The organism is Candidatus Eremiobacteraceae bacterium, assembly GCA_035710745.1.
GTDB lineage: Bacteria > Vulcanimicrobiota > Vulcanimicrobiia > Eremiobacterales > Eremiobacteraceae > JANWLL01.
Window position 1 is genome coordinate 107644 of the sequence record DASTCX010000003.1, and the last position, 12022, is coordinate 119665.

A 12022-nucleotide genomic window follows, 5' to 3' on the forward strand; every position below is an offset into this window, starting at 1 on the left:
CCGGTAACGCGTATCATCAGACACATGAACCCATTGCTCTTGTTCGAAAAATCGAAGCTGTTGTTCTCGCTGCCGAACTACGGCCGGCTCATCATGCGCCTGTACCGCGATGGCCGCGTTCCCGTTTGGCTGAAGATGGCGGGCATCGCCGCGGCAGTGCTCGTCGTGTCGCCGCTGGATCCGTTCGCGGACATCCCGTTCCTCAACATGCTCGACGATGCTGCGCTGCTCATGCTCGCGGCGAAGCTGTTCATCAACCTCGCACCCGCAGCGGTCGTCGCCGAACATCGCACCGCGCTCGGCATCGCCGGCGCGGTCGCCGGTATGAAGAACGTCACGCCCGGCAAGGCATGACGCGAACAGGTTTTGCTCGTGGCCGGCCCGATGGAGCCGGCCTTCTTCATTTGCGGCCCTAGACGCGCTCGAAGACGAAGACTCGGCGATGCTGATCCGGCGTGCGATATGACTCGACGAACCGGAACCCGTTGTCTTGGGCGAGGTTGAGCGCCGCTTCGACCTTTGCGGCATTGCTCGAAAGCATCTCGAGCGCCATATAGCGCGGATCGGTCGTCGGCTCGCTGTTGACCCCAGCGGTGGCGCGCTCGGCTAGGCGGGCTATGCAGGCCAGCAGCGCGGAAGCGATGGGCTCGCCGGCGATGAAAAGCTTGCATCCGACGCGTTCGATCGGCATGCGGCCCACCGACGGATCGACGAGATAGAGGCTGCGGCGGTCTTTCGGCCGCACGATCGAAAATTTGTGCCCTCGATAGACGACGTCGATCGTCTGGCTTCCATCCGGAAGCGCGAGCCGATCCTTTTCGTGTACTTGCGCGTCGTTCGGCAGACCGGCGTTGAGCTCGTACAGCTCTTCCGCCAGCACGTTCTGCACGATACGCCACGCGCTGTCCGTGCGTTCGACCTCGGATCCCGTCGCTTCGTCGGAATACTCGCGAAGACGGTCGCGGATATCCGAACGCAATCGATCGATGATCGGTGCGGGTCGAAATTCTTGTAGCACGATGTCGAGCCTCCGGACGTCGGAGAAGTGAGACGACGTCGCGGCATTGTACGATGCCGGCGAGAGTGGCGCGTGTTCGCACCAAGCTCGACGATTCTCCTGGTCGCGGCGAAACGAAAGATTTTTTCCATCACCGGGGAATCACGAGCGCATGCCCGTCGGTCTTTCACCGGTGAGCGTCGCACGTTTCGCAGCCGGGATCCTCACCGCTCTCTGGGCGATGGCGGCGCTAGCGACTGAATATGTGACGCTCGCTGCCGTCGGACCCTCGCCGATGCTCATCATCGCGATCGTCATGAACATCGGCCTCATCGCCGGCGCTTCACTCGCGTTCCTGCATGCGGGCGGCTGGCGTACCGTTCTGCTCATCGCGCTTTGCGCGGCGACCATCGACCGCATCGTGAATGCTGCGATTGCGGGAACGCCGCTTCAAATCGTGAGCGCACTCATCGGCTTCGCCGCGATCACCGCCGTGGCGCTCATCGGTACACGTCGCAAGCCATGATCCCGTAGCGGTCGAGATTCATCTCGACCGCCGCGGTCTAGCATGGAATGTGAACGCAGATACCCGAGTTTTCTACTAGCGCGGACGGGACAGAACAGCGTTGAGCTCTACTGGGTCGCTCGTCTTCGCGAAACAGGAGCGTTCGTCGCACAGGTACGCCGTAGCAGCGCGTCCATTCGAGTGCCCGAGCGCTCGCATGCGCGGCGCGTCTCGATCCGGATCAACGACTTCTATAGTAAGCGCGGTGGGAGCGACTCGCCGGGCGGTCTCGCGCAGCGCGAGCGTCGCGGAATCGGACGCCGCGCCGACGATACGCACCTCGACTGGCGGTGTGAACCAGTCGAGCGCCGCCGATCCATACTCCGCAGCGAACATCCCATAGCCGCGGTACGAATCTGCGTTCGCCTCGAGCAACGACCGAGCGCGCTCGCGCCGCTTGTCATCGCCCGTTAACGCCGCGAGCTTGATGAGCACCCGCGCCATCAGTGCGTTGTCATCGAGTGGAAACGTCTGTTCCGCCATACGGCCGCGTTCGTCGCTCGAAGGGAGGCGGTCCGCGTAAGCTCCCGCGCCAGCGTCGAAAAGCGGTTCGCTCGTCGCTACGATCGTAGACGCTCGCTCGAGCCACTTCGAGTCGCCGGTCCCTTCGTATGCCGTGAGTGACGCCCAGCCGGTCCAAGCCTGATCGCCCAGCAAGCCGCGGATGTGGCGTTCACCGTCGTAGTAACGGCAGACGAGTCCATCGTCGACCAGCAGGTCCCATAGCGAGCCGAGGACGGCCGTTCCGCGCGCGGTCCACTCCGCTCCGTCGGCTCCGAAGCGTTCCAGCAGCGGACCGGCGGAGATAAGCGCCCGCGCGGTCTCGGCGTTCCACGACGCGTAGATCGTCGGATCGACGTACGGCTGCTCGAGCGCAGCCCTTCCTGCGGCGTCCAGCCCGTAGTACGACTCGTCCGCGTCTTGGCTGCCTCCGTACGCTGCGAACGTCGCGTTCCAAAGCCGCTGATCGAGATACGCACGCACTTCTATCGAGACGCGAGCGAGTTCCGCGTCATCGAACATCGCGGCGGAACGCGCGCAGGCGAGCAGCAACCCGCCGAGGTCCTCGAGCATCTTCTCGAAATGCGGTACGCTGAAGTCTCGCGTCGTCGAGTAGCGATAGAAGCCGCCGTGGACGCGGTCGTACATTCCCCCGCCCGACATCGCGTGAAGCGAGCGAACGACGATCTCGCGCGAGCGCTCGTCGCGCACGCGCTGCCAGCGGTCGAGCAGGAAATGGAGCGCGGCGGTCATCGGGAACTTCTGGTCGGTGCCGAAGCCGCCGAAACGCTCGTCGAAGTTCGAATCGAGGAACGAGAACACGCGATCCGCGATGTCGGGTTTGGGGGCGTCCGACGGTTGGGGCTTGGCGTCCTCGCGGAGCGACTTGAGCTCGGTCATCCGGCGGGCGATCGCCAGGCGGTTCTCCGGTTCGGCGAAGAACGAACCGACTTGCGAAAGCAGACTGAACATCTGGTCGGGCGGGACATAGGTCGCGCCCTTGAGTATCTCGCCGTCGGGCGTGAGGATCGCCGTCGTCGGCCAGCCGCCCTGATTGTAACGGGCGTTGATGTCAGGACGCTGGTCGTTGTCGACGCGGACCGGTACGTATCGCCGGTTGATGAGCTCGATGACGTCGTCGGACGAATACGTCGTTTCGTCCATCACATGGCACCAGTGGCACCAGACGGCTGATATAGCGAGGAGTATCGGTTTGTTCTCCTCGCGCGCCTGATCGAACGCGGCATCTTCCCACTCGCGCCATCTGATGTCCGACGCCCGGTTGGGGCGCGGCGAGAAGTGAAAGCCGCTCATGCGTCGCTGTTCTACCGGGGCCGCGGCTTGGCCCCCGCGAAGCGGCGACGCGACATGCTCGAAATCGACATCAAGCCTGTAGGCGATGCTGCGCTCCAAGTCGTCGTCGGCGACCGCATCGATGGCGAGGTCGTCTCCCGCGTCTGGTCGCTCGCTCGCGCCATCGACGCAGCGGGAGGCGGCGCGTTTCTCGACATCGTTCCAGCCTACACGTCGGTCCTCGTCCGCTACGACCCGCTGCGCGTCGACCAAGCGATCGCCATGGCGCTCGTGCGAGGCGCGTCCGAGACAGCGACCGAGTCGTTGAGCGCGAACGCGCGGACCGTCACGATCGGCGTCCTGTTCGGCGGCGAATGGGGCGTCGACTTCGAGACGGCCGCTCACGAGCTCGGCATGCGCGAGGCGCGCTTCCGAGACGCATTTTGCAAACCGGACTACCGAGTCGCTTTCCTCGGCTTTCTTGCGGGCTTTCCATATCTGCTCGGCTTGCCTCCCGCGCTCGCCCTGCCGCGACTCGCGACGCCTCGGCCGCGCGTCCCCGCCGGCAGCGTCGGCGTGGCTGCGCTTCAATGCGGGATCTACCCGCGGCAATCACCTGGCGGATGGCGATTGCTTGGCCGGACTCTCGCGCCGCTTTTCGATCCGTCGCTTCCGGCGCCGGCGCTGCTCGCACCAGGCGACGTCGTGCGATTCGAGCCGGCGGCGAGCATCGAAGAGACGGCGCGCGTCGACATCACGGGCGGAGCGGCGTGAGCGAGACCCGCCGGCTCGTGGTGCGCGACTCCGGTCTACTCGCGAGCGTCCAGGATTTTGGCCGGCTCGGCGTCGGTGCGCTGGGCGTCTCGCCGTCCGGGGCGGCGGACTGGTTCTCGGCTCGCGCTGCGAATCGGCTCGTCGGCAACGCCGACGGTCGCGCGCTCATCGAGACGACGATGAACGGCGCGACGTTCGATGCGATGGATCGCATGACGATCGCGGTGACGGGAGCTGATGCGCCGCTGTGGATCGACGGGAAGCGAAAGCATTCGTGGCGGTCGTTGGCAGTAGAAGCAGGCGACCGGATCGCGATCGGACCGCCTGCGAGCGGCTTGCGATCGTACCTCGCGATCGCCGGCGGGATCGAGATATCCGACGTTCTCGGAAGCGCCGCCACCGACGTCGGCGGAGGATTCGGCGGACGTCGACTCGCGGCGGGCGACACGCTCAGCGTGGGAGTCGCTTCGTCCGAGCCCGTTGCGGAATCCGCGTATGAGTCTGGCGCGATCCTAGCGCTTCGTCCGCCGTTACGGCTTCGCGCGCTCGCCGGTCCCGATGCGTCGCGGGTCGGGGCCGCTGTCATCGACGAGCTCTTCGCAAGTGCTTTCCGTGGAAGCGCGCGCTCGAGCAGGCAGGGGCTGCGGCTCGAGGGCTTGGCGATCGCCGGCGGCGCAAGCGACTCGATCTCGGCCGGAGTGTGTGCGGGCTGCGTGCAATTGCCGGGCGACGGTTCGCCGATCGTGCTGCTCGCAGAACACCAGTCGACCGGCGGTTACCCGGTCGCCCTATGCGTCATCACGGCGGACATCCCGCTCGCGGCGCAAGTGCGCCCAGGAGATGAAGTCCGGTTCGAGCGCGTCGACCGGACCGGCGCACGAGATGCGCTTGCCGCCGCGGCAGTGAGTCTACGTGCCATCCGACCGGCCGCAAATGCGACAACGAAGGACCCGGATACCGCACACCTCGGACGCGGTTTTGCCGAAGGAGCATCGTCGTGAACGCCGCGCTTCGCATCGACCTCAACTGCGACGCGGGCGAGTCGCTCGGTGACGACGACGCGATGTTCGATGTCGTCACGTCGGCGAACATCGCTTGCGGGTTTCACGCGGGCGACGAGTCGACGATGGAGTCGACCGTCCGATCGGCGGTCCGGCACGGCGTCGCCGTCGGCGCGCATCCCTCGTATCCCGACGTTCAAGGTTTCGGACGCCGCACGATGCGCGTCTCACCCGCCGAGGCCGAGGCGTTCGTGTTCGAGCAGATCGAAGTGCTCCGAACGATCGCCAAGGCGAACGGCTCGCGCGTGACGCACGTGAAACCGCACGGTGCGCTGTACAACGATGCTGCGCGCGACCGATCCCTTGCCGATGCGATCGCGGCAGCGGTGCGTCGATCCGGCGATCTGCGGCTCGTCGGTTTGGCGGGTTCGGCGTTCGCGGAAGCGGCGAGATCAGCCGATGTGGCTTTCATCGCGGAAGGCTTTTGCGATCGTGCATACGGCGAAGACGGCCATCTCGTCTCGCGCTCTGTCGCCGGATCGCTTATCACCGATCCTCAGGCCGCCGCCCGCCAAGCCGTCGATATCGCCGTCCGCGGCCGCGTGCGCAGCTCATCGGGCAACGAAATCGCAGTCGTCGCGCAGACGCTTTGCATCCATGGAGACACGCCCGGCGCGGTCGACATCGCCCGAGCGGTACGCGCGGCGCTCGAAGGTGCCGGAGTTCGCGTTGCGCGGTTCGAGGCGGCTCCTTAGATGCGCGCGCAACTCGAGGAGATCGCGGCTTCGGTTCCCGGCGCGTTCGGCGGCGTTGAGGTCTTGCGGACGCAGCTGGGTCGCGAAGGGCGCACACAAATCCTAAGCCTCATCGTCGACCGGGAAGGCGGCATGGACACCGATTCGTGCGGACGGATCAGCCGCTACATCCGCAACCGGATCGATGCGCTCGACCCGCCGATCGAAGACTATCGCATCGAGGTGGCGTCAGCCGGTCTCGAGCGCCCGTTGCTCACCGCGGAGCACTATCGCCGCTTCCGCGGCCGGCCGGCGAAAGTCATAACGTCGCTTCACATCGGCAATCGCGTCGAGTTCAGCGGTCCGATCGACGCCGTGACCGACGAGGCGGTGACCATCCGCGATCCGCACGCGGGTCCGACGCCGATCCCGTTCGCAGCGATCAAACGCGCGCACCTGATCTACGATCCCTCGACCGATCTAAAGAAGAAGCGCTGACAACGGTCAGAGGGGGAGCGGTCGAGATTCATCTCGACCGCCGCGGTCTTGCTTATCGGCAATAAAATGGAGCGGTCGACCTTCACAGTCGACCGCGAACGACCTCGATGTGAACGACCGTAGCGGTCGAGCTAAAGCTCGACCGCTACGAGACCTTTTAGCGAGACCGCTCCCTTATCGAGACTACACAGCGCCGATCAGTTCTGCGAATTTGGCGAGATCGATATTGCCGCCCGACACGACTGCGACGATCGGGCCCGTACCCGCCTTGCCGGAAAGTGCTGCGGCGACCGGAAGCGCGCCGGCTCCCTCGGCGACGACGCGCGAGCGCTCGGCTAGGATTCGCATCGCGCGCTTCACATCATCGAGCGTCACGACGATCGAGCCGTCGACGACGTCCTTCATGCGATCCCACATGCGCGGGAAGATGCTCTTGCCGCCGGCCCCGTCGACGAACGTCGCCTGCCAGCGTCCGAACTTCGTCGGCGCTTTCGCCGCGAACGATGCGGCGCCGGGTGCGGCCGTTTCGGGTTCGGCTCCGAGCACTCGGACGCGTTTCGATCGCGCCTTGATGCCCGAAGCGATGCCGGCGATGAGTCCGCCGCCGCCGATCGCAGCGACGACGGCGGAGACGTCGGGAAGGTCTTCCATGATCTCCAAACCGATCGTCGCGTTGCCCGCGACGAAGTCGTCGTCGTCGAACGGATGGATGAACGCACCGCGGACGCCCGGGAACTCGCGCTTCTCCATCGCTTCCCAGCATGCGTCGAACGACGCTTTGACGAGCCGAGCGCCGAGCGCTTGCATGCGCTCGACCTTCGTGGCGGGCGCGGTGTCGATCGTGACGACAGTGCACGGCACGCGCGCCTGACGCGCCGCGTAGGCGACGCCTTGACCGGCGTTGCCGGCGCTGATCGTCCAAACGCCTTCCGCGCGGCGATCGGCCGGGAGCATCGCAACCGCATTCGCCGCGCCGCGAAGCTTGAACGAGTTGGTCGGCTGGAGATTCTCAAGCTTCAGATAGATCTCAGGCTTAGGAACGCCGTGGTCGAGCCGGATGAGCGGGGTGCGGATGACGGTGCCCTTGATCCGCTCGCGGGCCGCCTCGATCGCTTCGATAGATATAGGATGAATTTCAGGAAGCACGTGCTGCATAACGGCGCCTACTACGCTCCAGAAGAAGATGATGCCTTGACGGTGAGACGGTCGAGCAACGCGCCGACGCTCGCCAGGGCGTTGTTGCCCATCTGTCGATGGCGGAGCTTCCCGTCGCGGTCGAAGACGAAGTAGCCGGGCGAGAAAGGGCATTCGAAAATCGCGCGCAGCTCGCCGCGCCGATCGATGGCGCAGGGATGGTTCATCTGCATCAGCTCGAGCGCGTCGCGCTGAACAGCGGCGACGTCGACCGACGTCGACTCAGGACGCGGCGAAAATACGGCGATCATGTCGAGCACCTCGACGCCGAGCTTAGCTCGCCACTCGTTGACGAGCTCGGCGCCGTCGTGGCACAACGGGCAACCGTGAGACCAGAAGTGGACGAGCAGCGGCAGGCCGATACGCGGCGCAGCCTTGGCTCCATCGAGCCACTCTACGCGGTCGTCAAATGCGGGTGCACTATCGCCAAGCTTCATTCTCATCGTTCGGCCGCGGCGGTCGAGATAAATCTCGACCGCTCCCTGAGAAATGCGAAACGGCCGTCCGGAGACGGCCGCTCACTTTCATCGACGCCCCAGCGGAGAGGCTAGTACGAGGACCGGTGACTTTGGAAGCAGTCGCGGCAGTAGACGGGCTTGTCGCCCCTCGGTTGGAACGGCACTTCTGCCGTGCCGCCGCAGCTGCTGCAGGTCGTGCGGAACATCTCCCGCTGACCGCCACCGCCGCCGCCGCCATTAAAGCGAGGCCCGCCGCCGCCGCCGCCCTTTTGCGCTTTACGCGCAGCCCGGCAATCCGGGCAACGGCTCGGCTTGTTCTGAAAACCCTTTTGGGCATAGAACTCTTGCTCGCCGGCGGTGAAGGTGAACTGTTGTCCACAATCCACGCACGTGATGAGTTGATCTGTATACACCTTGGTTGAAACTCCCATTGCGCACCGTTTTACGCAACAGCGCGCTGCACAGTGATTCGTTTCGGACGAGCGACGTTTTGAATGGGAGACCCTGGGGCTTCCGCTGTTCGGCGTCTTTGGGGCGCGAGCGCCTTGCCTCTACCAAAACCTTCCAGATAGTAACATTAATCCTCCCGAGAGGCAAGCGTCATAGGCCGCACTTGGTGGCCGTCCCGACAAGTGGCCCGCGTATTGGTCGCTTTTCGAGCGACCGCCGAGCTTCGATCGGCCTACTACATCTATCGTACACATCGCGTGCGACGAACGGGCGCGATCAATTTTGAGGCGGTGGTCCTAGTGCGCGCGACCCGAACGCGGCATGATGCCACGCGACGATGGTGAACCGAGACGTTCACGACGCGGTGCGCCCATTTCGCTCGTGCGGGTTGGGCGGACTCGACTTCGCCTATCGTCGCGATTCTTGAGGAGGATCCGCCCCGATGAAGTCATTCTTCCCGTCAGCGTTCGCGATCGCGCTCGGCATGGCGCTCGCGGCCTGCAGCCACACGAACGACGCGGTCACGCCGATCTCCGGCGCGCAATCCGGCTCGTCGATCGCGCACGTGCAATATTTCGGACAATCGTTCGGCAACGCCGCGCAAGTCTGCGGACCTGTGAAGGTCGGCTATGCGCGCTGCAACGCGTGGGTCCGAACGGACCTCTACGGCGGCATCGGCTCGTCGCCGAACGTGGTTTCCGGATATCATCCGTCCGATCTCGTGTCGGCATACAACTTGCCGAGCGGCGGCGCGGAGGGGACCGGTCAGACCGTTGCGGTCGTCGATGCGTACGACGATCCAAACGCAGAATCCGATCTCGCGGTCTATCGCTCGAACTTCGGCCTGCCGGCGTGTACGACGGCGAACGGCTGCTTCCAGAAAGTCAACCAGTTCGGCCAGCCGAGCCCGCTGCCGGCGCCGGACTCGACGGGTTGGTCGGTCGAGGAATCGCTCGACGTGGACATGGTGTCGGCGATCTGTCCGAATTGCCACATCATCCTCGTCGAGGCGAACACGAACAACGACTTCCCGCTCGGCCTCGGCGTCGATTCGGCGGTGGTCAAGCTCGGTGCAAGCGTCGTCTCGAACAGCTACGGCGGCGACGAGACCGGTACGCAGCGCCTCGAGCACTACTACCAGCACCGGCATGCGATAATAACGGCGAGCACCGGCGATAGCGGTTACGGTGTCCAATTCCCCGCGGCATCGACCTTCGTCGTCGCGGTCGGCGGCACGCGCCTGTCTCGCGACGGCAGCGCGCGCGGCTGGAGCGAAGTCGCGTGGCGCGGTGGCGGGAGCGGGTGCAGCGCGATCTATGCGAAGCCGGCCTGGCAGACGGATCCGCTCTGCTCGAACCGGACGATCGGCGACACGTCGGCTGTCGCGGACCCCGCGACGGGCGTCGCGGTCTACGATACGTACAAGTTCGCGCACGGATGGATCGTCGAAGGCGGCACGAGTGTCTCGTCACCCCTCATCGCGGGCGTGTACGCGCTGAAAGGCAACGGCAAGCAGCTCGATTACGGCCATTCGATCTACAAGGCGCCCTCGAGATTCCTCAACGACATCACGTCGGGCAGCAACGGCAGCTGCGGCGGCACGTACCTCTGCACCGCAGGTCCGGGGTACGACGGCCCGACCGGCATGGGCACCCCGAACGGAGACAACGCTTACTAGCGCTCGACCGTCGACGCACGGAAGAGGCGGCTGTTCGAGCCGCCTCTTCCTTTATATCTGAATCGCAGATGCCGCCTCGAGTTCGCCTATAGATCGGCGATGAGCGATCGAGCTCTGGCCCGCGCCTGATCCGCGTCGAGCGCGCCTTCGGCGAGCTGACGTACGAGCAGGCCGAACTCGCGAGCACGCAACCCTTCGAGGGCCGACGAGACGCGCGCCGCGAGCGAGCGGATCGCGCTGCGCTCGTCCGGATCGTACGGCTCTTCCGAGCGCCGATCGCCGCAGACAAGTGCGCCCATGAGTCGTCCGTGGGCGGCGAGCGGGAAGATGCAGCCCGAGCGGCCGAGGACGCTGTCGACGTCGGTGAGATCGATATCGCGCAGATAGGTCCGCAAACGCACGAAAGCCGGATCGTCGATGGGGACGTTCGGAGCGAGGTCTTCGCCGGAAGCGGACCAGCGTCGATACGAGCCGTCCGCGTCTGCGAGGTAGACAGCCGATGCGCAAGCACCGAGCTCGGAGCGGACGATATCGGCGGCGCGATCGAGCAATATCTGGGCGCGAGTCACGAACGGCGCTTCGTCCGCGGCTCTCGCGAGTTCGGCCTGCGCGCGGTGCTTGCGCCGGAAGAAGATGCGGTCGATCGCGGTCTCGACGCGCTTCTGAAGGGCATTGAACGACAAGGCGAGCGCAAGCGCGACCGCGACCTGCAGGGCGAGGCCGGTGCTCGACCCGACCGCCGCGCGTTCGATGACGCCCGAGAGCAACGCGAAGACGATGACGACGACCGTCGTGATCGCGGTGAACACGATCGCGCGGTTGATCGCGAAGCCGACGTCGATGACGCGATGCCGCAGGATCGCGTACGAGTAGCCGACGGGGATCGCGATCATCGTGATGTTCATGATCGGATACGAGGTGATCGGCCGCCCGATGATCTGCGCGCCGAGGTAGATGAGGACGCCGGAGAATCCGACGATCGTGGACGCGGAGATCCATTTGAGCCGCTGACGCGCCGTCCCCGACGACGCGAAATATGCCGCCGATAGCACGGCAAGCGTGGCGACGAGGACGACCATGAACGGGATCGTCACTATCGCCGCCAGCGCGGACGACGCACAGACACCGCCGGCGACGTCGCGCACGTAGAAGACGGTGCTTATCGCGTCGGTCGCGAGCCCACCGACGACCGCCGTCCGCGCGACCGCAAGCCATCCGCGCGAGAGCGCTTGGCCCGACAGCCGCTCGACCATGAGATATAGGAAGAACGCCGCCACGTCCGCCGACAATCGCGCGACGATCGTATACCAGACTTGCATATCCGGCTGGAGCCACGAGCTCGGCTCTGGGTGCACGGCGACGGCGATCGCGAGACTCGAGATGCCGAAGAAGAACGCAGCGAGGTCGCGACCGCGCCACAAGACGAGCGCGCCGACGCCGTAGACGATCACTTTCGACAGGATCGCGAAGAACCAGAACGACCATGACGGCTGCGGCGACGTCGCGAGCTGCACGACCGAACTGCGCCCATCGCGCACGATGGGCAAGGCGATCGGCCCGCCCGCGCGCACGCTGCCGCTCGCCAGAAAGATCCGTGCAGCGCTCGGCAATGCGCTCTGGTCGACGGCATCGCCCGACCGGATCGCAGGAACGCCGGAGCCGGAGACGATCTCGCCGAGCGTGAGCGAGCACGCACCGTGCGGCGCGAACGAAGGAAGCACGCCGCTGTCGACGGTCATCGACGCGAACTGAACCCCCAACAATACCAACGACACGACCGTGATTGCAGTCGCGGCTATCGTCCGTACCATCTCGTGCCTCAGATTCGCTCGCGCAGCGTTATCGCCTTGAGGTCCCGCGTCGTGACGCGAGGGGATGT

13 protein-coding genes are annotated in these 12022 nt (G+C 65.3%); 7 read left to right on the top strand and 6 right to left on the bottom strand.

Going from position 1 to position 12022, the window contains the following annotated elements; translation table 11 throughout:
* Nucleotides 1-24: 24 nt before the first annotated feature.
* The gene (locus VFO25_00640) at nt 25-354 is read left to right on the top strand and encodes a hypothetical protein (protein ID HET9341403.1); all 330 of its coding nucleotides are present in this window, start codon (nt 25-27) and stop codon (nt 352-354) included.
* 58 nt (nt 355-412) lie between these two features.
* Here VFO25_00640 and VFO25_00645 read toward each other — a convergent pair whose 3' ends face one another.
* Nucleotides 413-1018: a hypothetical protein gene (locus VFO25_00645; GenBank protein HET9341404.1), complete on the bottom strand. Its 606-nt coding sequence runs from the start codon at nt 1016-1018 to the stop codon at nt 413-415.
* A 151-nt stretch (nt 1019-1169) separates the two neighbouring features.
* On the opposite strand from VFO25_00645, the gene VFO25_00650 reads away from it, so the two are divergent.
* Entirely contained in the window at nt 1170-1523 is a 354-nt protein-coding gene (locus VFO25_00650) for a hypothetical protein (protein HET9341405.1), read from the top strand.
* Nucleotides 1524-1598: 75 nt separating this feature from the next.
* Here VFO25_00650 and VFO25_00655 read toward each other — a convergent pair whose 3' ends face one another.
* The gene (locus tag VFO25_00655) at nt 1599-3377 is read right to left on the bottom strand and encodes a DUF255 domain-containing protein (protein HET9341406.1); all 1779 of its coding nucleotides are present in this window, start codon (nt 3375-3377) and stop codon (nt 1599-1601) included.
* Nucleotides 3378-3431: 54 nt separating this feature from the next.
* On the opposite strand from VFO25_00655, the gene pxpB reads away from it, so the two are divergent.
* From pxpB to VFO25_00675, 4 genes are read left to right on the top strand one after another with little or no spacing between them, the layout of a single operon-like run.
* On the top strand, nt 3432-4130 hold the full coding sequence (gene pxpB, locus VFO25_00660; protein HET9341407.1) for a 5-oxoprolinase subunit PxpB: 699 nt from the start codon (nt 3432-3434) through the stop codon (nt 4128-4130).
* Nucleotides 4127-5131: a biotin-dependent carboxyltransferase family protein gene (locus tag VFO25_00665; protein HET9341408.1), complete on the top strand. Its 1005-nt coding sequence runs from the start codon at nt 4127-4129 to the stop codon at nt 5129-5131. Before pxpB ends, VFO25_00665 begins: the two co-directional genes overlap by 4 nt.
* On the top strand, nt 5128-5886 hold the full coding sequence (locus tag VFO25_00670; protein HET9341409.1) for a 5-oxoprolinase subunit PxpA: 759 nt from the start codon (nt 5128-5130) through the stop codon (nt 5884-5886). Before VFO25_00665 ends, VFO25_00670 begins: the two co-directional genes overlap by 4 nt.
* On the top strand, nt 5887-6363 hold the full coding sequence (locus tag VFO25_00675) for a hypothetical protein (GenBank protein ID HET9341410.1): 477 nt from the start codon (nt 5887-5889) through the stop codon (nt 6361-6363). It begins immediately after the preceding gene.
* Between the two features lie 183 nt (nt 6364-6546).
* On the opposite strand, the gene VFO25_00680 is transcribed toward VFO25_00675, so the two are convergent.
* From VFO25_00680 to VFO25_00690, 3 genes are all read right to left on the bottom strand, one after another.
* Nucleotides 6547-7518 (bottom strand): pyridoxal-phosphate dependent enzyme, encoded by a 972-nt coding sequence (locus VFO25_00680; GenBank protein HET9341411.1) that lies wholly within the window; start codon nt 7516-7518, stop codon nt 6547-6549.
* A gap of 11 nt (nt 7519-7529) precedes the next feature.
* Nucleotides 7530-7994 carry a TlpA disulfide reductase family protein gene (locus tag VFO25_00685; GenBank protein HET9341412.1) on the bottom strand — a complete coding sequence of 155 codons (465 nt, stop codon included), beginning with the start codon at nt 7992-7994 and terminating at the stop codon, nt 7530-7532.
* A gap of 110 nt (nt 7995-8104) precedes the next feature.
* On the bottom strand, nt 8105-8428 hold the full coding sequence (locus tag VFO25_00690; protein ID HET9341413.1) for a zinc-ribbon domain containing protein: 324 nt from the start codon (nt 8426-8428) through the stop codon (nt 8105-8107).
* Between the two features lie 479 nt (nt 8429-8907).
* Between VFO25_00690 and VFO25_00695 the strand changes: the two genes are divergently transcribed.
* Nucleotides 8908-10143 (top strand): S53 family peptidase, encoded by a 1236-nt coding sequence (locus VFO25_00695; protein HET9341414.1) that lies wholly within the window; start codon nt 8908-8910, stop codon nt 10141-10143.
* Between the two features lie 86 nt (nt 10144-10229).
* Here the strand turns inward: VFO25_00695 and VFO25_00700 are convergent, their stop codons facing one another.
* On the bottom strand, nt 10230-11954 hold the full coding sequence (locus tag VFO25_00700; GenBank protein ID HET9341415.1) for a GAF domain-containing protein: 1725 nt from the start codon (nt 11952-11954) through the stop codon (nt 10230-10232).
* Nucleotides 11955-12022 lie beyond the last annotated feature (68 nt).

Bases quoted from the DNA above. Each gene is read 5' to 3' on its own strand.
- VFO25_00640 (HET9341403.1), top strand. From the start codon at position 25: ATGAACCCATTGCTCTTGTTCGAAAAATCGAAGCTGTTGTTCTCGCTG.
- VFO25_00650 (HET9341405.1), top strand. From the start codon at position 1,170: ATGCCCGTCGGTCTTTCACCGGTGAGCGTCGCACGTTTCGCAGCCGGG.
- VFO25_00655 (HET9341406.1), bottom strand. From the start codon at position 3,377: ATGAGCGGCTTTCACTTCTCGCCGCGCCCCAACCGGGCGTCGGACATC.
- pxpB (HET9341407.1), top strand. From the start codon at position 3,432: ATGCTCGAAATCGACATCAAGCCTGTAGGCGATGCTGCGCTCCAAGTC.
- VFO25_00675 (HET9341410.1), top strand. From the start codon at position 5,887: ATGCGCGCGCAACTCGAGGAGATCGCGGCTTCGGTTCCCGGCGCGTTC.
- VFO25_00680 (HET9341411.1), bottom strand. From the start codon at position 7,518: ATGCAGCACGTGCTTCCTGAAATTCATCCTATATCTATCGAAGCGATC.
- VFO25_00685 (HET9341412.1), bottom strand. From the start codon at position 7,994: ATGAAGCTTGGCGATAGTGCACCCGCATTTGACGACCGCGTAGAGTGG.
- VFO25_00695 (HET9341414.1), top strand. From the start codon at position 8,908: ATGAAGTCATTCTTCCCGTCAGCGTTCGCGATCGCGCTCGGCATGGCG.
- VFO25_00700 (HET9341415.1), bottom strand. From the start codon at position 11,954: ATGGTACGGACGATAGCCGCGACTGCAATCACGGTCGTGTCGTTGGTA.